We start from the raw sequence: 23,766 nt of genomic DNA on the forward strand, positions 1-23,766 counted from the left end.
CTTGACATTGAAGCAATCAATTGCCATGAAAAAGAAGGACAAACTCAAAAATCAGTATTGCTATATCTGCGGCGCTCCAGCGACATCTAAGGAGCACGTGCCGCCAATTTGCCTATTCCCTGAAGAGAAAGATGTTGGGACAAATAAATTCAGGACAAATCTTATTACAGTCCCGTCTTGTGATCTGCACAATACAAAAAAATCAAAAGACGACGAGTTCTTAATGGCAGCTCTTTCGGGATATGCAGGAAACAATTTTCTTGGCTTCTTGCACACACAAACAAAGGTTATGAGGGCGATGGAAAGAAGGGAGAACTTTATGGATATGTTCTTAAAAGATCCTGTTCTCACAACTGTAAAGAATTCGAATGGAAAGTCTATTCCAATCTTACGAGGAACACCTGATTTTTCTAGATTGACAAGGTGTTTTGAGAATATTGCTCATGGGTTGTACTATCATCATTTTAAAAAGCCCTTTGATGGCCGTATTTTCTGCATAATAGACTTTGTTACTTATATGGATGAGACGGCTGAAAAGTGGAAATTAATGTATCGAAAAGCCTTTGAATTGGAAGCGCACGAGTTGAAGATGGAAGGTAACTCCCCTCAAATTTTTAAATACCTAATTACTAAACCTCTTGAAGATGGTGCATTCGGAATGCGGCTAATTTTTTACGAGGGGGCAATGGTTTCAGTTTCTTTCCATCCACCAATTCCCAGTCCTTCAGAAGTTCAATTTGCAGAGCGGTATAATTCGAGTAGGTCCTTTATTTTCAGATTCAAGGACGGTTCTGAACATCAATTAGACAAGCTGGAACCTGGGCCTTGAATCGCTATTTCACTAGTGAAGATCATCGTATTATGGAACCCAACAGACTTCAGTCTTTTTGCAAGGCAATCGATTCTTATTAATTCTGCGAGTTTGAGCAAATACACATCTCAGGCGCAATAGCGATATAATTAAAAGCAAGCGCTATGTTTTCCCCTGTTTTGCTAATTTCTATTCCTCCCTTTTTCGCCGGGGTATAAAGTATGCACTGGTTCGCTTTGCCAATATTCCTTAGTATCCACATCCATAATACTAAGCCTGCCACTGAATGCAGCGCCGGTATCTATATTCCATACATTGCAGCCCTGCATGGGGGTGGTTACGTTGTAGTATAACGTTGGCGTGTGCCCGATATATATTTCTTCAAACAGCTTTAAGCGTTTGGGAAAAAGCAGCGAATCTTTTTGAATGCGCTTATCCATAGTAAGGGCCATTTCCCACAGGGTACGGTCCCAGCTAAAGTTGGAATTGTGAAATTCTTTTTGCGGCCCGTGCATAGAGGTAAAGCCCGCATGTATAAAGAGCCTGTTCTTTTCATCAATAAAATAATAAGGCATCTGCTCAAAAAAATTCAGGTGCTCCAGTTTTTTGTTTTCGTCATAGCCTGCGTAGCTGTCAATAGTTTCCTGCCCGCCATGTATCAGCCAGGTGCTGTTTGTTTTGCCATTGTACAGCCACTCTTCGCACCATACATCATGATTGCCCTTTATAAACACACAGTCATTGGTTTTTGAAAGCGCTATCATATAATCCATCACGCCTGCCGATTGGCTCCAGCCATCTACATAATCGCCCAAAAAGATGAGTTGATCCGCTGAGGTAACAGTTGCTTTTTTAAACACTTCGTGCACTGCCCTTAAGCCACCATGTATATCGCCTATTACCAATGTTCGTTTCATACCCTTATGTATTTTGCAGGCACGGCATCGGCCAGCCATACGCCATTGGCGGAAAGATAAAATAAAAATCCATCATTGGCCATAGCTTTGGCATTAATGGTTAGTATCACCGGTTTGCCATGTCTTGCCCCTACAGCCCTGGCTGTTTCCTGCAGCAGGCTCAGGTGCACATGCTGGCGCTGCATTTTGCTCAACCCTTGTTGCAATATACTGGCTACATTTTTTTCGGCAGTGCCATGGTACAGCACATCGGGCGGCGGCACCGCTTTTAGCTCCAGCGCCACATCAATGCTATGGCCCTGGCTGGCACGTATCATAGTGCCATCTTCATTAAATGCAAAACGCTTTTTATCGTTGGTATGCACCACCGTGTCTATAATGCTGCGGTCTACCGCCAGGCCATGCCCGTTTATTTTTTCTACCAGCTCGGCCACATTGGCCCAGCCGTTTTCGTTCAGCTGCAGGCCAATGGTTTCGGGCTTGTGCCGCAGCACCAGGCTCATAAGCTTGCTGATATGTTTTATTTGTTGTTCCATTATTGTTCTTTTAATTTATCCCTCACTTGCATTAATGCAAAGCCTAAAAGATTAGGGCCCTTCCATTTAAAGGGGTCTGTTGCGGCTGTATCGTTTTGTGATAAACCAATACCCCATATAAAATCTACAGGGCTGGCCTCCACAATTATTTTGTTTGCTGTAACCAGCAAAAAATCTTTCAAAGTTTTATGTTGCGAAAACTTATGAAAATTACCCGCTGTTACAAGATCGAAGGATACAGCATTCCATTTTTCCGCATCAAAGTTTTTTACTGAGCGACCGAAGTTCTTCGCTTCGGCAGGATCATTGGTTGAAAGTACATTTTGAAATTGTTCCTGGTCATCAAACAACAATGCCTTCTTTGCCATCATCCAATGCTCTGCTGTAGCATAAGTAATGCCATCTACCATAAATGGCGCCGGCCACCACTGACTGAAACAGGATTTATCAACGATACCTTGCGCTTTTTGTTTGTGCCCCCAAAAGAAAAGGTACTCGGGTTGAAAGCCGTTTTCTATTTGTGTTTTTAACCAATTAATAGAGTAGTTCATGATCGTAATTTTTTATAGAGGCGTTCGCATAGGTCTTCAATATCATTTTTCCTTGCAATAGCATCTGTCCATACCGTTAGTATTTCATCGTATCCATATAATAATCCTGCCAATCCTCCTGTAACACATGCCGTGGTATCCGTATCTCCGCCAAGGTTTACTGCTTTTAAAACGGCATCGGTATAATTATCAGTATTTAATAAACACCAAAGTGAAGCTTCAAGAGTGTGCAACACATAACCACCCGAATATATTTTATCTTCTTTCACATTTCTGATATCAGCATCTAAAATTCTTGCAAACAATGCTGTTTCTGTTAGATTAAAATCATTTGCATCAGCAAAAGTTTTTACCAAATGCTGCATGTTATTATAAGCAATAGCAATAGTATTATCCTGCAATAGCTGAAGTGCAAATTCTAAATAAATGAAACAAGCAAATACCGAACGGAAATGTGCATGTGTTAGAGAGGACACCTCTTTTATTTTTTCATATCGTTCTTCTACCGGCAGATCTTTAATAGTAAACAGCAATGGCATTATGCGCATTAAAGAGCCGTTGCCATTATCTGCTTCTTCCATTCCCCCCGCAAGAACCGGCGTAATGCCTCTTTCTAACCTGCTTATTGCAGCAAAGCTGGTGTTGCCAATATCAAATACTTTATGATGTGCACCCCAGTAACCTGATCGCTTCCACTTAATAAAATTCTGCGCAATGTCGTTGAGATCATAGCCATTGGTAAGGCTTTCTGCAAGGCAAAAAGCAAGGCTGCTGTCATCACTCCATGTACCTGCTGGTTGGCTCCAGCTTCCATAGCCCTTCATTTTTGTAACAGGAAAAACTTTCAAATCTTCTCTTGATTTAAATTCCACCGGAACACCAAGGGCATCACCCACTGATAATCCAAATAACGCACCTTTTATTTTATTGATCATGACTGTTTAAATTTTTCTCCATAAAAAGACTTTACCAATCTTATCTCGCCTACAATATTGCTGTTGAATTCTTCCAGTTGTTCCGCAGGCACCCACAATTCGTTGTGTATCTCTCCACCTACATTCTGCACATCAAATTGTTTTAAATAATCTGCCGGCAGATCGAATGCCGTAACATGCCCCACATAGCCAGAGAATTCATCAGGAGCATTCCATTCCAAAGCGATCTGCTCCGCATAAGCCTGGTTCATTACTGGATAAAAAATAGGCTGCCACTCCAGCCTGGGTGGAAATTTTTTATTACCTGATGCTTTTACCAGGTCTAATTCTGTTTGCCCAACGGGCCGGTATAGTGTAATTAATTTCATGGGTAAAACCGGTTCAGTATTCTTTCATAATTTTTATGATCCTTTTCTCCAAACACCACCAGGTATACTTTTTCTATTGACGGATTGTTTTTTAAAAAAGCATCAATGGTTGTTAAGGCAATAGCTGCGGCTTTATCAAAAGGAAAACGATAGGCACCCGTACTGATGCAGGGAAAAGCAATCGTTTTAATATTATTTTCCACCGCCAGCTGTAAACTGTTTTGATAACAAAGGGCCAGTAATTTTTCCTCATCTCCAGTTCCGTTATTCCATACCGGGCCTACAGCATGTATCACAAACTTTGCGGGTAAATTAAATCCGGGAGTAATTTTAGCTTTGCCTGTAGCACAACCCTTTAGTGTAATGCAATATTCCCTTAACTGCGGACCAGCCGCATGGTGAATGGCGCCATCCACTCCACCGCCACCCGTCAATGAATTATTGGCGGCGTTGACAATAGCATCCACAGTGATTTTTGTTATATCCGCATTTAATATTTCAACAATGTGCTTCATTTATCCAAAATCATAAACGGTTACTTCAATATCTTTTTCAGATAATGTTTTGATAATAATTGGCTCCATCATCTCCCATTTGCCCCCGGCTAAACCGCAGCCTATCCTTGGCATGTGTACAGAAGCATTTTTTTCTGTTGCAAATACTTCCACCTTTTGCAAAGCCAACCCAATAGCATCATACCGCACAGGAGGATCACCGTTTTCATCTTTATTAATATTTCTTTGCCCGATCATATTAGCTACCCAGGTGTCTTCTTCAACCTGTACTATTTGCGCCTGGCCCAGGGCAAAGCCGGTTTTGGATCTGTACCACGCCCGGTATTCTTTTTCAGGCATTGACCATTTGGAAGAAATGGCCATTACAAACCCCTTGCCCCAGCCACCCACATCATTGCATACGTGTACAATGATCTTATTGCCTGCTGCTACAGGGTTAGTGGCATCTCCATTTTTATAAATAATATTTTTCACCTGATTGTATAATTTATTTCAATCCAATTCTCCTTTCAATCACATCATCATTTATGGCAATCACCTCTTCGTAAGGAATATTCAAGTCATCGGTGTTTTTCGCAAGTACCTTTTCATACTCCGTTTTTACAAAAAGGGTAATGTCTTCAATACTGGTGATCCACTCTGTGCAAAAGCTTTTCAATATTGCACCCTTCATACCTACCTGCATGGCTTTCCATTCCTGTTTGTTTCCGTAAGGATCATGATCGGGATCCCATTGCAGGCGCACTTCAGTTTGCTCCAGTTCCGCCTTCCAGCTTTCTTCCGATGCATATACTTCGTTTTTAAAAGAAGAAAAAGTAGCCTGTTGCAGAATGGTTTTAAAATGTATAACGGGCAGGCTGATACGCAGTATACGCTCCTGTTGTTCTTTAGTAGCCCATCCGGCCCTGTACATCATCCACAAAAAGCCGGGTTTTATCCAGCTCATGCGGTTAAAGCTATAGGCATTGCCCCCAAAGCGCTGGTTGGCCACCGCATAATTGGCTATTGGCGGGTTGAATGCCTGGTAAACGATGATATTATCTTCTTCCCTGCAGCCGATTATATGACGGCCGCTTTTGGGTAATCTTAATAGTTGTTCTTTATATTTTTCTGTTTTCATTGTTCAGATCGTTGCGGAATTTCCAGGGCGGTAAAGGGTTAACCGGCCAGTGTAGCCCTTATCTCCGCCAGCGTAAATTCCTTTGTTATTTTACCGTCTTTAAATACGGTCTTCAATTCACTTTGTGCTTCCTGCTCCCAGCTTACTTTATCGTACAATACATATTTGTTGTTTTCTTTTTTTACACACAACAAGCCGGTGGCCGATCTCTTAGTACCATCATCGGTAACAGGGTTTTTAAATATTTCCCTGCCTTCGCCATCCACCACCACGTAAGTGGCCTTCATAGCAGTACCAAAAGTGTCGCGGGTATTGTATTGATAAGTATAGCTGCCTATACCAAATACCACCTGGCTGGCAAATCCTTTTGCTTTCAACCCTTCGCAAATGGCCTGCGCCCTCTCCAGGTTAATGCTGTCGCCATAAATAGCGCCGATATGTCCATCCAGCAGTTTATATCCTTTATCTGTTACGGTACCGCCAAACACATCCCACAACAGTTCTAACACGCCTTTGCGTTCTGCTTCGGTCTTGCCTTCGGGGTCGCCGCAAATGATCTTTACGGGGTTGCCACTGTCGGGGCGTATCACCACCTTACCCTCACGGGCAAGGATAACCTCTTTTAATGCAGGCAGGTATTCGGTGCATACTTTCCACAGATCCCAGGTATCGCTTACAATACTTACAATGCCTGCAGGGTATACTTTTGTAATTAAGCGTTTAAACGTTTCCAACTCCCCATCCTTGCTACCGCTGCACATTACACTGTGCTCTGTTGCCGCCACACTGCCACCGATCAGTTCTTTATCAGCATTGGCATTGTAATATTGTTCCAATGCATCAATGGCGGGAATAGTATCGGTACCGCTAAAGCTCAACAGGTGACCCATGCCGCTCAGCACAGCCGTTTCCAAAGAGCTCATACCTCTAAAAGAAAAGTCGTGCCCCTGCCATTAAATAAATTCTTTTGGCATGCCGGTTTCGTCGGCGTATTTATTCAGCAGCTTTCTATAGGCATGTGCAATAGTAGCGCTGGTGCAAGGCTGCCAGATGATAGCGCTCAATATGGTTTCCAAAAAATTGGTGAGCCAGTAAAATTCCGGAATGGTATTTACAATGGTCACACAAGGCACTTTCATGGGTACTTTACTGCCTTCGGGCAGGGCCTTTATTTCTATAGGCAAGTAACCCAGGTCGTGCAATTTTCCCAGGTGCCCGTAGGTAGGCAATGCCGCACCTAATGAGGTCACGATCCTTCTTTTGTACGCATCGATCACCTGGGCTTTTGGCTGCGCAAAAAAGTTATCATTGAAATAGTTGATCAAATATTCTTTAGTAAAATATTGCAGGCCAAAGAAAACCATCTCGTCAATATCTTTCAAGCGGCTGTTGCGTGGTGTAAGGTTGCTGTATACCAGTTCTGTTTTATCGGGGTACTGAAATACGTGCCCTACTTTATAATAATCGGTTAATAAAAATGGATTTGTTTTCATTGTCTATTTTTTATTGATTCAAGTAATTGATCTAATTGTTTAAAAAGCGGGATATTGTAATTCTTACAAACGATATGTACATTCCCGCTTCTGTAAAATGCATCAGGGCAACAAACGACCAGTTTTTTGCTATTGGCATGTAATCCCAGTTCCAGCAAAGTGATGGGTGATTGTGATCCCGGTAGAAAATTCATAATGATACAATCGGCTTTGTTCATGGCATTCAACTCCCAGTTTACCTGTTCATTGAATTGGGCGTTATCGATCTTCTGCTCCCAGCTGCTGTCCCAATCATCCCGCCTGGGATTGTAAATATGTATACCAGTACCGGTAAAATAATTACATACTTCGGTTTGCCAATCGGCCGCCGTGCCCATATCAATACTGCCTGCCAGGAATATGGAGTAAGACCCATCAGGTACTAAGGGCTCTGGTGATTTAAAGATCTTCACTGGTAATGGTTAAGTACTTTTACAATAGGGGAGTCGTATGTTTTATACAGACTGTCTGATACGATGATCTGCTGAAAATATTTTTGCAGCGTATCAAAACCTTTTGAAAAAATACCGTGCGTAACGATCAACGTCATATGTGCCGGCTGTATCTTTTCGGCAATGGCTAAAAAGGTACCACCGCCATCGCATATATCATCAATGATCACACAGTTCTTATTGGTGCATTGTTCAGGTTCCAAAATTTCCAATGTGAGTTTGCCGGTAGCCAGGTCGCGGTTCTTGCTGCAATAAACGATCTCTTTAATATTGCTGTTCCACCCAAAGTACTTGCCCACTTTTTTGCTGGCGCCGGCATCGGGGCATATCAATACGGCATCCGGTTTGTCGTACGCTTTTACCAATGATTCGTTCGTAATGCCGATAGCGTTTTTGATCAGCAATAAAGAAACTTCGGAATGCACATCAAACAGAAATACTTTTTCAAAACCACACATGTTCACCAGGTTGGCAACCACTTTCAGGTCGATACTGTCGCCGTGCTGCATCAGCCGGTCGTAGCGGGCTGCCATCAGGTAAGGGATCACCAGTATTTTTTTCCGGGCAAATAAATTATCAATGGCGTCAGACAGTTCCAGCAGTTGCAACAGTTTGCTGGTGTCAGTAATAGAGCAGATCACTTTTACTTCGTCGCCCTCCTGTACATCCTGCAGGTTAACGTGTGGCTGACCATCGGGAAAGATGGTAACCTTAACACCGGAGCCTGTATTCAAATTGATCGTTTTCATCTTCATTTATTTTTTTGATGGAACAAAGATATGGAGAATTTTTAATTTGCGTAATATTTACGCAAATTATTTTTTTATTGCTCGTACCAGGCGTACGCTGAAGCCAAAACTGATCCCTTCCCAATCGCCACCGGCTACCTGTTTTTCTTTATCGCCAGAAGTGGCAAAGCCGTCTATAAAGCTGATGTAAGAAGCATTATACGGGCCCTTTTCGTTTTTAGACCAAAATGAATAGGCACCCTTACCCCATACACAAGTTGTGTCTAGTTCAAAGAATTTAAGGAGGTATTGGTCACGGTCGGCTTTGCTATGGTTGATGGTTCTGTATTCGCTGATTGAGGGCACACGCCAATCATTAAAACCGGCGTATCGTTCGTTATTGATCGCTTGCTGCCACGAAAAACATTCGTTCCAGTTATTTAAAAATCTCTTTTTCAAAAAAGAAAAATCATACCTCATCCACATTAAACCTGTTTTAACATCGGTAACGGTAAGGGAATCAGTTTTTAAATTTGTTTGTGCATATACAGGCGCCAGCAGCATACTGCAACCGATAAGGGCAATGATTCTTTTCATTTATTTTTATTTTGACTTGCAGGATCAGATCTCGAAATGCATTCCTTCCTTCAGCAACTGCTGGTAACGTTTTTTATTGAACTGGTAAACCTTGCTTGGCCTGCCTGCGCCTGCAGCTGCTGCCAGCTCGCCCGTATCTTCTAATAAACCCAGCGACAATATTTTTTTGGTGAAATTGCGGCGGTCAATATCCCGGTCAAGCAAAGCTGTGTATAATTTTTCAAGATCGGCAAAGGGGAATTTTTTATCCAGCAATTCAAAACCGATGGGCTGGTAGCGGATCTTGGCCCGTACCCTGTCAATAGCCACCTGCAGGATATGTTTATGGTCAAATGCAAGCGCCGGCAGTTTATTAATGCTGAACCATTGTGCTTCTTCAGCATCGGTACTGGCTTTCAGCTGCTGAAATAAACTGCTTTTTACCAGGGCAAAATAAGCAATGGAAATAATGTGCTGGCGGGGGTCGCGACCGGGTTCGCCAAAACTGTACAGCTGCTCCAGGTAATGCACCGTAATGCCGGTCTCTTCCATCAGCTCCCGTTTAACGGCCGCTTCCAGGCTTTCGCCCTGCAACACAAAACCGCCCGGTATGGCCCAGCTGTTCTTAAATGGCGGGTATTTTCTCCTGATAAGCAAAACAGAAACACCATCGCTTTTTGAATAACCAAAAACTATGGCATCCACCGCAACTTTAATATCTGGCGATCTTTCGGGCATATACAAATAAAGGTTTTAAAGATAAAGAAAAGCGCCGCATCTGTTGAAGCGATTGTTTGTAATTTTGCACTATGCAGATACAAATATTAAAATCGAAGATACACCGTGCAGTGATAACCGAAGCCAACCTGAACTATGTGGGCAGCCTTACACTGGATGAAGACCTGATGGACGCCGCCAACATGATAGAAAATGAAAAGATACAGGTGGTGAATGTAAATAATGGCGAGCGCTTGGAAACTTATATCATTAAAGGCAAAAGAGGCAGTGGTATTGTTTGCCTTAACGGGCCCGCAGCTCGCAAAGGCGCCGAAGGTGATATCATCATCGTGATCTCTTACGCATTGATGGATTTTGAAGCAGCAAAAAAATACAAACCCACCGTTATATTTCCAAAAGAAGGAAATAAACTGTAATCGCTTTATTACAGGCTTTGAATGTAGTCGATCATCATTTTTTTCATTTTCATATCCGGCAAACTGCCTTCGCCGGCTTTTAAATTATCCACTACATGTACTGGGTTGCCGGTAGCGGGTATCACGCAGGTAACTGCCGGGTGCGCAATGATGTATTTTAAAAAGAAGGCGGCCCAGCTTTCTATCCCTGCTGCTGCAGCCCATGGCGGCAATGCTTTTCCCTTTACTGCATTGAATAATTTTCCCTCGCCAAAGGGGCGGTTGATGATGGTGGCCACACCGGCTGCGGCGGCAGCATCCAGCAATCTTTTTTCGGCATTGCGTGCAGTAATGGAATAATTGAACTGTACAAAATCCGGCTTTTCTTTTATCAATACTTTTTCAAGTTCCTCATGGCTGGCATCGGTATAATGTGTAATGCCGGTATAACGGATCTTACCGGTTTCTTTCCAGCGGCGCAGTTGGGGCAAATGCGTTTTTAGATCTAACAGGTTGTGCACCTGTACCAGGTCCATGGTGGTGCGCTGCATTTTTTGCATAGAAGATTCCATTTGTGCAATCCCTTCCTTTAAACCGGTGGTCCACACTTTGGTGGCGTAAAAAAATTCATGTTGCGCAGGCATTGCAGCAGTGATGTCGCCGATCACTTTCTCTGCCCTGCCATACATAGGCGAACTGTCGATCAACGTGGCGCCTGCCTGCCGCATTGTTGAAAGCACTGCTGTTAATGTGGCGTATGCGGCGGAGCCTGTATCAAATGTTTGCCAGGTGCCAATACCAATTAAGGGCAATGGTTCTCCCGACGAGGGGATCGTACGTGTTATCATCATTGATAGTTTAATGCCAATATTTCTTACGCTTAAATTAGTGATTATATTTTATTGGAACCTTATAAAATGCTTAAGCCAAAAGTTGATATCTCCTCTACTTTCCGGCACCTTAAAATAGCGGAACATAATCGCCCCTCTATTAACCATTACCGCTGGTACATTTTTTTACCGGTTCAATACTAAAACAATTAACTTGTAGCCCGCAAAAAATGCGATCATGCACGGCATGCTTAAAAACAAAAAATATACAATGAAAAAACTCCTCTCGCTGCTGCTGGTTTCGGCACCAGCTTTTGTAATGGCCCAGGTAAAATACATCGATAAGGCCAACATGGATCTTTCGGTAAAACCCGGCGATAATTTTTACCAGTATGCCAATGGCGGCTGGTTGAAGACGACCGTAATGCCCGGCACCAAAACCCGCTGGGGCAGCTTTGATATGCTGCGGGAAGAAGCATCGCAGCACCTGAAATTATTACTGGAAGAAGCTGCTAAAAAGAAGACCCGTACCCGGCCCGAACAGATGAGCGGCGATTTTTATGCCAGTGGTATGGACAGCCTGCGGTTGGAAAAACAGGGCTACACACCCATTAAAAAAGACCTTGCAGCTGTTGATGCCATTACCAATATTAACGACCTGGTGGCCCTGCAATTGAAGCTGCGTAAAGAAGGCGCTGCAGTGGGCCTGTTCAGCGCTTTTGTGAATCAGGATGCCAAAGATATTAATGTATACCGCGTAAATATTGGCCAGGGCGGCACCACTTTGCCCGACAGGGATTATTATTTAAAAGACGACCCCCGCAGTGTGGCAGTACGCAATGCTTTAAAGAATTATATTGTTAAATTATTTTCGCTTACGGGTACCAGTGAGGCCAATGCCGCAGTGTATGCTGATAATATTTTAAAAGCAGAAACAGCGATTGCCAAAATACAATTGAGCCGTGTGGAAATGAGGGATCCCCAGAAACGTTATAATAAATTTACCCCCGACGAATTTTCTGCCAAGCTGAATGTATTGAAAATGCCGGCTGTATTTGCAGCCATGGGCATACCTGCACAGGATTACATTATTGTAAGTTCACCATCCTTTATTTACTCGCTGGATGGTTTGCTCAGCAGCATGCCGCTGGATACCTGGAAACAACTGGTAAAATTCGAGATACTGAAAAGTGCAGCGCCTTACCTGAGCAATGATTTTGTGAATGCCAATTTCGATTACCAGAAAGCCATCAGCGGACAGAAAGAAATAACACCCCGATGGCAGCGCATGGCATCTTTAATAGACGGCAGCATTGGCGATATGCTGGGCCAGCTGTACGTGAACCGCTACTTTAAACCCGAGGCCAAACAGCGCATGCTGGAAATGGTGAACAACCTGCAGCAAACATTTGCCGACCGCATAAAACGCCTTAGCTGGATGAGCGAAGAAACCAAGACCAAGGCACTCGCCAAACTGATGGCCATTACCAAAAAGATCGCTTATCCCGATAAATGGAAAGAATATGAAGGCGTAGTGATAAGCAAAACTGCTTTGCTGGATAATGTGCGCAATGCCAGTAAGTGGGCGTATAATTATAACATCAGCAAATTAGGCCAGCCTATCAACCGCAACGAGTTCAACTATTCTACCCCAACTGTAAATGCTTCTTACAACCCGATACAGAATACCATTACTTTCCCGGCGGGTATATTGCAGTTCCCCTTCTTTGATTTTGGAGCAGATGATGCGGTGAACTATGGCGGCATTGTAGCCGTGATAGGCCACGAGATGACGCACGGTTTTGACGACCAGGGCCGCCAGAGCGATGCCGATGGCAGCCTGCGTGACTGGTGGACGAAGGATGATGCTGATAAATTCAAACTACTGGCCGATGCCGTTACCAAACAATATGATGCAGCCGTGGTGCTGGATACATTGCATGTAAATGGTAAACTTACCCTGGGCGAGAACCTGGCCGACTTTGGTGGGCTATCCATGGCTTACGAAGCCTTTAAAAAAACACCCCAGGGTAAAAACAATACCGTGATCGATGGCTTTACTGCCGACCAGCGTTTCTTTTTAAGCTGGGCGCAGGTATGGCGTGGTATTGCTCTGCCAGAAACTGCGGCCAACCTTTTACTCACCGATCCGCATTCTCCCGCACAATACCGGGCGCTGATACCGCCACAGCAAATGCAGGAGTTTTACGACGCCTTTGGTATAAAAGAAGGCGATAAAATGTGGCTGCCGGTAGATAAAAGGGTGCATGTATGGTAAAATAAATAACAGTTTATTGTATAGAGCCGGGTTTGATAACCCGGCTTTATTATGATCCATGCGGAGATTATGGACCTTATTCTCCGCAAAATATACGGAGAATAGAGTAAATGCGGTGAATATTTTGTATATTCACCGCAAAATATGCGGAGAATGGCAACATATATTCATCAATTACCCCATTGGCCAAAATTTACCTGGAACCAGGAGCAGCTTACGGCCCTGCTGGTGGACATACGTACCCGGCAAGGGCGTGTATTGGGCCGCATGGAGGCGCTGGGATTTAAATTACAGGCCGAAGCCAACCTGCAAACCCTTACTTTGGATGTATTGAAATCGAGCGAAATTGAAGGAGAAGTGCTGGATTCGGGGGAAGTTCGTTCGTCAATTGCCCGCAGGCTGGGTATAGAAATAGCAGGTATGGTACCTGCAGACAGGCATACAGAAGGTGTGGTGGAGATGATGCTGAATGCCACCCAGGAATATCAACAACGCCTGTCGGCAGAAAGATTGTATGCCTGGCAGGCAGCCCTTTTTCCTGCCGGTACCAGCGGCATGCACAGGATAGTTACCGGCGCCTGGCGCAATAATAAAAAAGATGATCCTATGCAGGTGGTTTCGGGCCCGATAGGCAGAGAAAGAGTGCATTACCAGGCGCCGGATGCAGAATTGTTGCCGGATGAAATGAATCATTTTATCAACTGGTTCAATGAAGACAGTACAATGGACAGCATTATAAAAGCAGCCATTGCACATCTTTGGTTTGTTACCATCCACCCGTTTGATGATGGTAATGGACGCATTGCCCGTGCCATTGCCGATATGCAGCTTAGCCGTGCCGATGCATCGGCACAACGCTTTTACAGCATGAGTACACAGATACGTAAAGAAAGAACGACGTATTACGATATATTGGAAAGCACACAAAAAGGATCGATGGACATAACGGCCTGGCTTAACTGGTTTTTACAATGCCTGGGCAGGGCATTGGATGCTACCGGCGAAACACTGGAAAGAGTACTTGCGAAGGCGCGGTTTTGGGAACAGCATGCCAGCACTATTTTAAACAAAAGGCAGCAGTTAATGCTGAATAAATTGCTGGATGGATTTGAAGGAAAGCTCAACACCTCTAAATGGGCCAAGATCACCAAAACATCGCAGGATACAGCGTTGAGAGATATACAGGAGTTGATGAACAAAAAGATACTGGCAAAAGAAGTAGGCGGAGGAAGAAGTACTTCTTACGTGATCACTTAAAAAAGAAGACTGGGTAAACCAAAAAGGCACCAGGACACGAAGTAGCGCCCAATAATCTTGGTGAATCTTAGTGTCTCCCTGCCTTAGTGGTTTACTTTATTATCTGCTCCACTCTTTCCCTCAACTCCGGCAACACTTCTTTTTCGAACCATTTATTTTTTGCCTGCCAGATATTATTCCTGGGCGAAGGATGCGGCAGGGGAAAATAGGGTGCCGGGCAATGTCGGAAGTTTTTAACGGTATCGGTAAGGCTGGTGGCTTCTTTTAAATAATACTGCTGTGCATATTGCCCCACCAAAATGATGAGCTGCACCTGTTTCATACTTTGTAATAATTTTTGGTGCCATTGCGGGGCGCATTCGGGCCGGGGCGGCAGGTCGCCGGAAGCGCCTTTGCCGGGATAGCAAAAGCCCATCGGCATTAGTGCAAAAATTTTCGGGTCATAAAATATGCCTGCATTTACTCCAAGCCATTTTCTAAGATTATCCCCGCTTTTATCATTCCACGGAATACCCGTTTGATGTACAATGCGGCCGGGTGCCTGGCCTATTATTACAATTTTACTTTGCGCACTTGCTGCAATAATTGGGTTTACACCTGCTTCCAGGTGTTTTTCGCATAAGGTACAATGCCTTACCTGTTGCAGAAGTTGTTGCATGCGTTATTGATTACAATGCAAAGATAGTTGTGTTGAATTGTTACTGTGTTGATCGATCTGCAGCAGTATTTTGTTTGGGGTAATAAGTAAAAATTATAGAAGAAGAAATTTGAACCACATAGGCATATAGAAAAATGCTAAGGATTCAATACGCCATTGGTAAAAACCCATGCGGCGGTGAGGAGTAATGAATAATTGTACAACTGTCAATTAATAATTTTTCAGGATAGTTATAGTATCCAGTACATGACATACTAATGTATTCATCTATGTTTTCTATGTGCCTATGTGGTTTTATTAGTACGGTTGTCTCCGCCTGCAGCAGCAATACACATGGTCAGACCCGGGGTCAGACCATGTGTATACGCTGTTGGTCGTACTTCGACAAAGCTCAGTACCCAGACGACGGCATAAAATAAAAAACCCCAACATTTCTGTTGAGGTCCTTTCGTGGTGTGGGCCGGGATTGAACCGGCGACACAAGGATTTTCAGTCCTTGGAAATATGGTTTAAACTGAATTGATGTGTGCTAAAAGTATTGATTTTACTGCATTGTGACTTTAAGTCGAAACATAAAAAACCATAAAAATCCGCCATTTGTTGTACCTATGTTGTACCAAAATTTGTATCTTTACATAGGGAGAATTACATTATGGCTACTGTAAAAATTGTACTCAGGAAGAAACAAAACAAAGATAACACTTATCCTCTAGCAATACGTATAACTAAAGACCGGAGAACGTCATTTATTCACGTAGGGCACAGCATAAAAGAAACAGATTGGGATGGGTTAAACCAACGTGTAAAAAAGTCTCACGTTAACTCTACACGTCTCAACAATTTTCTTATTAAAAAATTAGCTGACGCAAATAACAGCTCGCTTGAATTGGAAACACAAAAAACGGATGTTTCCTCAAATGCAGTTAAGCAAAAAATCAAACCATCAAGGGCTATAACCTTCTTTCCACAGGCTGAATTGTATTTAGAAAACTTAAAGAAAGCCGGAAAGTATAACCGTTACACCGCAGATAAACCACGGGTAAAACATTTTAAAGAATTTTTGAAGGAAAGAGAGATTGCATTTGCCGATATTTCGACAGGATTGTTAGAACAATTTAAAATTTATCTGAGAGGAACGGGCTTGAGCGAAAGAACAACCATAAACCATCTTGTTGTAATTCGTTCTGTTTTTAGCCAGGCAATTAAAGCCGAGATTATAGATTCAAAGTTTTATCCCTTTGGCAAGGATAAAATAAAAATAAAGTTTCCTGATTCTGTTAAACTGGGCTTATCACCAGAAGAAGTAACTAAACTTGAAACAGTTGATCTAACAGGAAAACAAACAGAACATCACGCCCGCAACCTTTGGCTATTCTCTTTTTACCTTGCAGGAATGCGTATATCAGATGTATTGAGATTACGTTGGTCTGATATACATGACGGGAGATTACATTATTCTATGGGGAAGAATGATAAAGGGGGATCATTAAAAATGCCAGAGAAAGCAATTAAAATCATTGCACAATATGAAGGGGATAGAGAAGGAAAAAATGATTATATTTTTCCTGAATTAAAAAGGTTAGATAAAGATGCGACCAAATTCATCATTCAAAGAACAATTGCATTTGCAACAAGCAGGCTTGATAAATTTTTAAGAAACAATGTTGCGCCGGTTGCTGGAATTAATAAAAAACTAACAATGCATATTGCACGTCATACATTCGGTAATATTTCGGGTGATAAAATACCAATTCAAATGCTGCAAAAACTGTATAGGCATTCATCGGTTACTACAACTATCGGCTATCAGGCAAACTTCATTCATAAAGATGCAGATTCTGCTTTAGATTCTGTTATTAATTTTTAATTTCCACTTATGGCAAAAATTAAAGTTGCGTTGGGGCGTTTTTACAATGCAAAATTTTGCACAATAGAAAAGGCAAAAGAAATTATATGGACATTGGATTTTCGGGATATTGAAATTATGTGTCGTTTGGGAAATGGTACAAGCCTCAACACGTATGTATTTCATGATGAGAATGAAAAGCTAGCCAATACCAGTTCTGAAAAATATCCAGCAGAACTTTATTTTGAGGTTATAGCTTATAAGTTAATTGATGTTAACGATGTCATTGCATCGGAGCTTTCTAATCATAATCTGGAAGCAAGAGAAAAAGTGTATAAAGAAATACTGGTTCATGAAGAAAGTCTTATATCTGCTTTAAATTATGCTGCTGGAATGTTGGGATTGCGGTTAAGCCCTGAACTTGTAAAACTCCCAATTTTTGATATAGAACATAAGTATGTCTTTATAAGTAATAAATTATTTTCTTTAGAATCAAGCCTTGCAATACAAGTAAAAAAGGACATTAATTTTTTAGCTCCCGGTAAAGAAAAATTAAGTCTAAAAATGGAGTCTTTAAAATTAGAAGATAAAGATCCTCTTAAAAAATCAATAGAATGCCTTACTTGGTTTCTTAGAGCTTGGGGAACAGAAGACTACGTTTTAAAATTTGTGTCGTTTTTCACCGCTTTAGAGCCAATAATTCCTCTTTTTGATAGAGAGGAAAAAAAGAAATATAAAATAGCAAAAGCCAAACTATTGGAAATGCTAAAATCTCAAGAAAAAGAAGACAAAGACTTAACCTTGTTTATTAATCGTATTCATCTTCCTATTTCACTTTCGAAAAGATTTGAAAATTGGGCCAAACAAATACAGTTGGATGGCTGGGAGAATGACATAGTAGATTTTGAAAGATTTTATAAGATAAGAAATCAGTTATTACATCAGGGAGATTCTTCAATTGCAAAAACTCCATTTGCAACTAATAAAGATTTAGAAGAATTGGAAACGCTTACTCATAAATATGCTAATTGGGCTCTCTATAATAAAAGAAATATAAACCCTATAATACATGCTGGTAAAGCTATAATAAAAGCCGCTGTAAATTTCAAAATTGATTCCTCAATAGAATAATTTAAAGAAAAAAGCCTGTAGGATATAATCCAAACAGGCTTTAACATACTAACTAACCATAGATTCTTCAATTACTTCATTCAAATCATCCTTTGATTCTTTTTCCACTTGGTTAAGTATGAAATCAACAGCTCTCTGTGCTTGACCACTGGCTTGAATAATAAAACGTTTATCATTTTTTAATTTTCCCAACCACCCTGCGATATATGCTGCAGAGTTTTCGATCTCTTTTTCAAGAAGACCAGTAAATGAATTTAGATATGACGAACCAAGTTCAGCAATCAATTCTTCAATGCTGTAAGGCTCGCTACCAAACTCAGCCATTTCAATAATTGATTTTCTACCCAAACGTTTTTCTGCGCCGGTGCTGTGCACCAGCTCGTGAAAAAGCGTGGAATAATAGCTTCCATTTGTCGCAAAGCTTTTCTTTTTGGGCATATTGATGTAATCCTGTGCTATGTGGTAATACGCTTTTTGCTCCTTATACTTTATTACCGGGCAATCAGGCATTCCATTAATAATAGCTTCGCATTCAAGCACAGGATCAATCTCATCTTTAGCCAATTCAGGTACTAAGTCTTTAGGAATATCCCGGCATTGCTCCACGTTAAAAACTTTGTAATAACGAAGCATTGGAACCATTTTGGGCTTGTTGTTTTCATCCAATTCTTCAGGAAACTTTTTAACCTGTTTCCAAAAAACAACTATGTGCCCATGTTGCCCCTGCTTGACTGAGCCACCAACCTTTTTTAATTGATCCCAAGTCAAGAAAAAATTACGTTCATAGTTTAATGAAAGCAATAACCAAAGATTAATACCACGATAAGGCCGTTTGCTGATGACATTCATCGGAAGTCCAGATTCAGACCAAGGTTTTTGCCAGGGAATAGTACCGGCTTCAAGTAATTCAACAACTCGATCAGTTACCATTTGATACACATCCAATTTTTCGGATGAGGTGTTTTGTGAATCCATAATTCATTAATTTAATTGTGAAAGAATAATATTTGCTTTCAGTTTATAGAAGCACACAAAGTCACATAAGAGAGGGGTATTTGCGTATTGCGCAAATATTGTTTCAATAAAAAAGAAGGATTATATACATCCTTCTTTTGCAAATGAATAAAAACCTTCGACAGATACGATAATGTGATCAATTACTTTTAATTCCAAAAACTGACCAACAATTTTCATTTTACGGGTAAGCTCTTGGTCGCTTTTACTTGGTAATACACTACCTGATGGATGATTGTGTGAAATCATAATTTCAGTAGCATTTGCCTTAAGCGCAAGGCCGAATACCTGTTTTGGATCAGCAATCGTTCCTGTACTTGTTCCAGAAGTTAAGGTAGTGATACCTAATACCCGGCGATTTCTATTAAGCAGGATCACCCTAAATTGCTCTACAAGCTCAATTTTTGCTTTGTCCCAGGTTTGCAGCAAAATAAGATAGGCGTCCTCGGGAGAAACGATTTTTGGACGTTCTGAAGGTTTTATTTTAGGCGTATACCTAATTTCAATTTCGGCAACAATAGGTACCGAATTATTTTGGTCTTCCATGTGTATATTTTTAGTGATGAGAAGAACGATTTCTTCTAAGAATACTTACATCTATGCTATACCGTAAGTAAGTATTATTTGCATGTTACTCAAATGCATTTGTAATCAAAAAACAGGACGCTAATCCTGTTTTTCTTAAGTTCTATTTTTCAGCATACAAGGCCGCTACTGCCACCGCTTCAAAAACTTTTGTGTAGTACTTGTTCTTATTACGTAGCTCTCGTTGATAGCAGTAAAGCAATTGAGGAAATTTTATGCAGAGTGCTTTCATAAGTTCTTTTTTGGTTTTCTTTTGTTGCGACTGGTATAAAGGATAGAGCGCTTCCGGTGTCTCTGCGAAAACGGGGACGCCTTTTGCCTCAAAGAACTCGCGAATTTTATAGATAAGCTGTTTGTAGGCTTCTGTTTGATGATAGACATACGGTATTGACAAAACAACTCTGGTAATACAATATTTGCGGACACACGGCTCTAAGCTGGTTGTTATCATATCGATTGCTTTTGTAGGCGACCAGGACGATTTATGTAGATGAATTGAGTAATCTAATAAAGAGTTCTGTTTGATAATACCCACCGCAAGGAGCCGTGTGTTCGTACTAATACCCAACGTCACCATGCTTGGTACTCTGGTTAATTAGAAACGTGTAGAGGGCGGCTCTGTTTTTCCTGATTTTACTTTCATCCATTGACATTACTTTAGCCAATATTTTTCGAAGAAATTCTTCTTTATATTTTCGTACATATTGTAGATGAAGCGTTATGGAATCTCTGTCTTTCAACGTATCTGCAATTTCATTGGCTAGTTTAATTTCATATGGATCATATTCTTGATTCATATAATTGACTCATGATTATTAATAATTGAATACTGGTTAGGCGATCGTTCTTTTTATCATTCGTTATCGTTCGTTTTTATAAGAGCTAAAAAATAAAATTTAAATAAAGACTTAAATAATTTTTTCTTGATAGTAATTGAAAAGGACACTGAAATGTCCTTTTCGCTTTATGTCGCATAGCGACACAGGATGCTATGTATTCATAGATGAAAAGATTCACTAGAATTAATTGGCTCCGAATCTTGAGCCAATAAATTAAAAGGTTCGCCAAGCTGCTGCCAAAGCTCATCAAACAGTTCATTAGGCTGTATTTTATATATATGCGCAAGGCGAAATAATTGCATGATGCTTGGCAAGCTAAAGCCTTGCTCCCACCGGGAAAGTGCGCTTGTACAAGAAAGGCCAAGAAGTTTAGCTACTTTCTTTTGAGAATATCCGCAGGCACGTCTGAACATTTTTAATTTATTAGGAAAATGACCAATTTCCATGCAGTTAGTTTAGACAAAAATCAAAAGCCTTATAAGGGAGGGAAATTTGAATATTTTACAAAACTGGGGAAAAGTAATTATTAAGATTTTTTATCTATTTTGACTACTGATAAATGCAAAAATATACTTTCATCAAAACCCAACCTTTTCTACTATGGACTTACTATTAAAAATTAAAGAAGAAAAAATTTCTCCAAGTGATTTTTTATCGGAGTTATGGAAACTTTCGGAAGGCTTAAAAAGAAAAGGTGCAATTATCCGAGCAGTACAAAGAATATATAGAACACGTACTTTTAAACACGAAGAACGGCCAAAAACAATTTTAAATCTATCTTATCCTCCTGTTGATAAAATAAAAGTTGGTAGAGCAAACGATATAGGCGAACAAATATTTTATGCTTCTGCAAATACACCTTTAACAATAAGAGAAGCTAGAGTGGCCGAAGGGCAATTTATAGTAATGTCTGAATGGCTTATAATTAAAGACATAATCTTCCAGATGGTTGGAATTAATGAAAATCAAACTCTATCTGAAGTAGAAAAGATTTGTCATGATATTTTTTCTTCGACAGACCCTAATACGTATCCGTATAGCTCAAAGATTGCCAATTATTTATTATCTGGTAAAGAGATTGGTGGGATAATTTATCCTTCAGTAATTGAAAAAAACACTAGTCATAATTTGGCTATTAAAAAAGAATTTGTTGATTCTAATCTGCGATTTAGTAATTGCGGTCTATATAGAATTGATAAAATTACAGACGATATGACATTTCATGTTACAGAATTGGATTATGCAACTAATGCAGACAATGGACTATTGAAATGGAAAGGAGAAACTCGATCATGGTCAGGTGGCCCTGGCACAGCAACTCCGGACATAAAACTTATATTTAATGGATGGTTTTGGGATGCCTTTGATTCAGATGGGAGTTATATAGAACCGGATAAATAGAGTTTAAATTGCAATTTGCTATTGCGCTTCATAAATGTTATAGGATAGGGATATTTAAGGGGATCAAAAATATTAGACGAAATTCTTACCTTCAATGAACCATCATTAACATATGCCACATATTCATTCTCTTGTAATCAAAAATTTCCGCGGCATTAGAGATTTTGAACAGCATTTCAAAAGTGATTTTATCTGTTTAATTGGAAGGGGTGATTCAGGGAAATCCACGATTCTAGACGCAATTGCAATGGTACTTTCAACAAATTGGAGTACTCAATTCTTTGACAATGATTTTCATAATTGTGATATTTCTACTCCGATTGTAATTGAAGCAACAATAACAGATCTTCCAGATGGTCTTATAGAAGAAGAAAAGTTTGGAATGTATTTACGGGGTATAGACGCAACGGGTAAGATAACGGAAGAAATTGAAGAAGCTGAAAAATCAGCAATCACAATAAGATTAGAAGTACATAAAGATTTAGAGCCACAGTGGAATGTTATTACGGAGCGTGAGATTGGGATAAAGAAAATATCCGCAAATGATAGATCAAAGCTTAATGCATTTTTAGTAGCCGACTATGCAGAGCGGCATTTCTCTTGGACTAAAGGAAGCCCATTATACTCATTATTAAAACAAGAATCAGATGAGGAAGAAAATGACGATGCAATGATCAATGCTTTGCGTGAAGCAAAAACAAAAATTGATGCGAGTGAATTTAACAAATTTGATTCGGTTATTGCAAAGGTAAAAGCAAGTGCAGCTCAATTCGGGATTGATATCTCTAAAGTTAAAACTACTATCGATTTTAGAGACATCGTAATCAAAGATGGAAAGGTAGGATTACACGATCAATTAATACCCTTTCGGTTAAAAGGGAAAGGCTCAAAGCGTATTATTTCCATGTCTATCCAAGCATCTATAGCCGAAGTTGGCGGAATTGTCTTAATTGATGAGATTGAACAAGGCTTAGAAGCAGATAGGGTTCAAAATCTAATTCATATACTTAAAGAACATAATCATGGTCAAATATTCATAACAACACACTCGCGAGATGTATTAGTAGAAGTAGAAGCTAAAGATATTTATATAGCTCGGAAAACATCAAAGGAACTCTTTAATTTATCGCCAGCGATACAGGGTTCAGTTAGAAGAAATCCCGAGGCGTTTTTTGCCAAAAAAGTATTAATCGGAGAAGGAGCAACTGAACTTGGCGTATGCCGCGCTCTTAATAATTACCGTGTTAAAAAAGGATTGCCAAATGCCACATTTCGTGGTGTGCGTACTGCTGATGGTGGTGGTGACGCAATGATAGAATATGCACAAGGATTTTTGAATGCAGGGTTTCCAACAGCACTGTTTTGTGATTCAGACGCTCCTATTCCACACTCAAAAAAACCATCTTTAAGAATCGCCGGTGTTAAAATATTTGATTGGCCAGATACAGATTCGTTTGAAATGGCAATTTTTAAATACCTCCCATTTCCATTAATATTAGAAGTTTTTGAATTAGCTGCTCTGATTAAAAATGAAGAAGATCATACTTCAACAGTTGATCAATACAAAACAAATATGTGGGCATCAGTCACCTCATCATTTGGTAGTGGGTGTCCAGGTAATCTGGCTGGTGCTACCGATACCGAACCGCTTCGTTTAGCTATTGCAAAAGCCTCTACAAAGAAAGATAAAGAATGGTTCAAACGCCAAGATAAAGCTCTAAAGACTCGGCAATATCATATTCGAACACTTTGA

General features: G+C 40.6%; 27 protein-coding genes and 1 pseudogene. 8 read left to right on the top strand and 20 right to left on the bottom strand.

The window, feature by feature from the left end; translation table 11 throughout:
* Positions 1 to 25 precede the first annotated feature (25 nt).
* A complete protein-coding gene (locus QM738_RS05805) occupies positions 26 to 829 on the top strand; it encodes a hypothetical protein (protein ID WP_462275732.1) in 804 nt (267 codons plus the stop codon).
* Positions 830 to 993: 164 nt separating this feature from the next.
* Here the strand turns inward: QM738_RS05805 and QM738_RS05810 are convergent, their stop codons facing one another.
* The 14 genes and pseudogenes from QM738_RS05810 to QM738_RS05875 form a co-directional block, all read right to left on the bottom strand.
* Positions 994 to 1,728, bottom strand: coding sequence for a metallophosphoesterase family protein (locus tag QM738_RS05810; RefSeq protein WP_462275733.1), 735 nt, complete (start codon positions 1,726 to 1,728; stop codon positions 994 to 996).
* Positions 1,725 to 2,264, bottom strand: a complete 540-nt coding sequence (locus tag QM738_RS05815) for an RNA 2'-phosphotransferase (RefSeq protein ID WP_462275734.1) — start codon at positions 2,262 to 2,264, stop codon at positions 1,725 to 1,727. The genes QM738_RS05810 and QM738_RS05815 overlap by 4 nt, the downstream gene beginning before the upstream one ends.
* Positions 2,264 to 2,815, bottom strand: a complete 552-nt coding sequence (locus tag QM738_RS05820; RefSeq protein WP_462275735.1) for an NADAR family protein — start codon at positions 2,813 to 2,815, stop codon at positions 2,264 to 2,266. The genes QM738_RS05815 and QM738_RS05820 overlap by 1 nt, the downstream gene beginning before the upstream one ends.
* Positions 2,812 to 3,750: an ADP-ribosylglycohydrolase family protein gene (locus QM738_RS05825; protein WP_462275736.1), complete on the bottom strand. Its 939-nt coding sequence runs from the start codon at positions 3,748 to 3,750 to the stop codon at positions 2,812 to 2,814. Before QM738_RS05825 ends, QM738_RS05820 begins: the two co-directional genes overlap by 4 nt.
* The gene (locus QM738_RS05830) at positions 3,747 to 4,118 is read right to left on the bottom strand and encodes an ADP-ribosylation/crystallin J1 (protein ID WP_462275737.1); all 372 of its coding nucleotides are present in this window, start codon (positions 4,116 to 4,118) and stop codon (positions 3,747 to 3,749) included. Before QM738_RS05830 ends, QM738_RS05825 begins: the two co-directional genes overlap by 4 nt.
* A complete protein-coding gene (locus tag QM738_RS05835) occupies positions 4,115 to 4,633 on the bottom strand; it encodes an O-acetyl-ADP-ribose deacetylase (protein WP_462275738.1) in 519 nt (172 codons plus the stop codon). Before QM738_RS05835 ends, QM738_RS05830 begins: the two co-directional genes overlap by 4 nt.
* A complete protein-coding gene (locus QM738_RS05840; protein WP_462275739.1) occupies positions 4,634 to 5,107 on the bottom strand; it encodes a macro domain-containing protein in 474 nt (157 codons plus the stop codon).
* Positions 5,108 to 5,120: 13 nt separating this feature from the next.
* Entirely contained in the window at positions 5,121 to 5,753 is a 633-nt protein-coding gene (locus QM738_RS05845; RefSeq protein ID WP_462275740.1) for a DUF4291 domain-containing protein, read from the bottom strand.
* A gap of 38 nt (positions 5,754 to 5,791) precedes the next feature.
* Positions 5,792 to 6,688, bottom strand: a pseudogene (locus QM738_RS05850) (hypothetical protein); the annotation flags it as partial.
* Between the two features lie 18 nt (positions 6,689 to 6,706).
* Complete coding sequence (locus QM738_RS05855; RefSeq protein ID WP_462275741.1) at positions 6,707 to 7,246, bottom strand: nicotinamide phosphoribosyltransferase domain-containing protein; 540 nt, start codon at positions 7,244 to 7,246, stop codon at positions 6,707 to 6,709.
* Positions 7,243 to 7,698 (bottom strand): nucleoside 2-deoxyribosyltransferase domain-containing protein, encoded by a 456-nt coding sequence (locus QM738_RS05860; RefSeq protein ID WP_462275742.1) that lies wholly within the window; start codon positions 7,696 to 7,698, stop codon positions 7,243 to 7,245. Before QM738_RS05860 ends, QM738_RS05855 begins: the two co-directional genes overlap by 4 nt.
* Positions 7,695 to 8,486, bottom strand: coding sequence for a ribose-phosphate pyrophosphokinase-like domain-containing protein (locus tag QM738_RS05865; protein WP_462275743.1), 792 nt, complete (start codon positions 8,484 to 8,486; stop codon positions 7,695 to 7,697). Before QM738_RS05865 ends, QM738_RS05860 begins: the two co-directional genes overlap by 4 nt.
* 66 nt (positions 8,487 to 8,552) lie before the next feature.
* Positions 8,553 to 9,062 (bottom strand): Lcl C-terminal domain-containing protein, encoded by a 510-nt coding sequence (locus QM738_RS05870; protein ID WP_462275744.1) that lies wholly within the window; start codon positions 9,060 to 9,062, stop codon positions 8,553 to 8,555.
* A 24-nt stretch (positions 9,063 to 9,086) separates the two neighbouring features.
* A complete protein-coding gene (locus QM738_RS05875) occupies positions 9,087 to 9,779 on the bottom strand; it encodes an NUDIX hydrolase (protein WP_462275745.1) in 693 nt (230 codons plus the stop codon).
* A gap of 71 nt (positions 9,780 to 9,850) precedes the next feature.
* Here QM738_RS05875 and panD point away from each other — a divergent pair, with 71 nt between their 5' ends.
* Positions 9,851 to 10,195 carry an aspartate 1-decarboxylase gene (panD, locus tag QM738_RS05880; protein ID WP_462275746.1) on the top strand — a complete coding sequence of 115 codons (345 nt, stop codon included), beginning with the start codon at positions 9,851 to 9,853 and terminating at the stop codon, positions 10,193 to 10,195.
* An 8-nt stretch (positions 10,196 to 10,203) separates the two neighbouring features.
* Here the strand turns inward: panD and QM738_RS05885 are convergent, their stop codons facing one another.
* Positions 10,204 to 11,025 (bottom strand): aldo/keto reductase, encoded by an 822-nt coding sequence (locus tag QM738_RS05885; RefSeq protein WP_462275747.1) that lies wholly within the window; start codon positions 11,023 to 11,025, stop codon positions 10,204 to 10,206.
* Between the two features lie 250 nt (positions 11,026 to 11,275).
* On the opposite strand from QM738_RS05885, the gene QM738_RS05890 reads away from it, so the two are divergent.
* Together QM738_RS05890 and QM738_RS05895 are read left to right on the top strand one after the other, a co-directional pair.
* Complete coding sequence (locus tag QM738_RS05890) at positions 11,276 to 13,282, top strand: M13 family metallopeptidase (protein WP_462275748.1); 2,007 nt, start codon at positions 11,276 to 11,278, stop codon at positions 13,280 to 13,282.
* Between the two features lie 153 nt (positions 13,283 to 13,435).
* Positions 13,436 to 14,539 (top strand): Fic family protein, encoded by a 1,104-nt coding sequence (locus QM738_RS05895; protein WP_462275749.1) that lies wholly within the window; start codon positions 13,436 to 13,438, stop codon positions 14,537 to 14,539.
* A 91-nt stretch (positions 14,540 to 14,630) separates the two neighbouring features.
* Here QM738_RS05895 and QM738_RS05900 read toward each other — a convergent pair whose 3' ends face one another.
* Positions 14,631 to 15,197 carry a uracil-DNA glycosylase family protein gene (locus QM738_RS05900; RefSeq protein ID WP_462275750.1) on the bottom strand — a complete coding sequence of 189 codons (567 nt, stop codon included), beginning with the start codon at positions 15,195 to 15,197 and terminating at the stop codon, positions 14,631 to 14,633.
* Between the two features lie 652 nt (positions 15,198 to 15,849).
* Here QM738_RS05900 and QM738_RS05905 point away from each other — a divergent pair.
* Positions 15,850 to 17,064 (top strand): phage integrase SAM-like domain-containing protein, encoded by a 1,215-nt coding sequence (locus QM738_RS05905; RefSeq protein WP_462275751.1) that lies wholly within the window; start codon positions 15,850 to 15,852, stop codon positions 17,062 to 17,064.
* A gap of 9 nt (positions 17,065 to 17,073) precedes the next feature.
* A complete protein-coding gene (locus tag QM738_RS05910; protein ID WP_462275752.1) occupies positions 17,074 to 18,174 on the top strand; it encodes a hypothetical protein in 1,101 nt (366 codons plus the stop codon).
* A gap of 48 nt (positions 18,175 to 18,222) precedes the next feature.
* On the opposite strand, the gene QM738_RS05915 is transcribed toward QM738_RS05910, so the two are convergent.
* The 4 genes from QM738_RS05915 to QM738_RS05930 form a co-directional block, all read right to left on the bottom strand.
* Positions 18,223 to 19,149 carry an ArdC family protein gene (locus QM738_RS05915; RefSeq protein ID WP_462275753.1) on the bottom strand — a complete coding sequence of 309 codons (927 nt, stop codon included), beginning with the start codon at positions 19,147 to 19,149 and terminating at the stop codon, positions 18,223 to 18,225.
* Between the two features lie 120 nt (positions 19,150 to 19,269).
* Positions 19,270 to 19,734 carry a JAB domain-containing protein gene (locus QM738_RS05920; RefSeq protein WP_462275754.1) on the bottom strand — a complete coding sequence of 155 codons (465 nt, stop codon included), beginning with the start codon at positions 19,732 to 19,734 and terminating at the stop codon, positions 19,270 to 19,272.
* Positions 19,735 to 19,876: 142 nt separating this feature from the next.
* Positions 19,877 to 20,224, bottom strand: a complete 348-nt coding sequence (locus tag QM738_RS05925; protein WP_462275755.1) for a hypothetical protein — start codon at positions 20,222 to 20,224, stop codon at positions 19,877 to 19,879.
* A gap of 546 nt (positions 20,225 to 20,770) precedes the next feature.
* The gene (locus QM738_RS05930) at positions 20,771 to 21,058 is read right to left on the bottom strand and encodes a helix-turn-helix domain-containing protein (RefSeq protein WP_462275756.1); all 288 of its coding nucleotides are present in this window, start codon (positions 21,056 to 21,058) and stop codon (positions 20,771 to 20,773) included.
* Between the two features lie 154 nt (positions 21,059 to 21,212).
* Between QM738_RS05930 and QM738_RS05935 the strand changes: the two genes are divergently transcribed.
* Both QM738_RS05935 and QM738_RS05940 read left to right on the top strand, forming a co-directional pair.
* Entirely contained in the window at positions 21,213 to 22,013 is an 801-nt protein-coding gene (locus QM738_RS05935; protein WP_462275757.1) for an RES family NAD+ phosphorylase, read from the top strand.
* A gap of 112 nt (positions 22,014 to 22,125) precedes the next feature.
* On the top strand, positions 22,126 to 23,766 hold the full coding sequence (locus tag QM738_RS05940; protein ID WP_462275758.1) for an ATP-dependent nuclease: 1,641 nt from the start codon (positions 22,126 to 22,128) through the stop codon (positions 23,764 to 23,766).

It is taken from the genome of Ferruginibacter sp., assembly GCF_049840995.1.
Classification (GTDB): domain Bacteria; phylum Bacteroidota; class Bacteroidia; order Chitinophagales; family Chitinophagaceae; genus Ferruginibacter.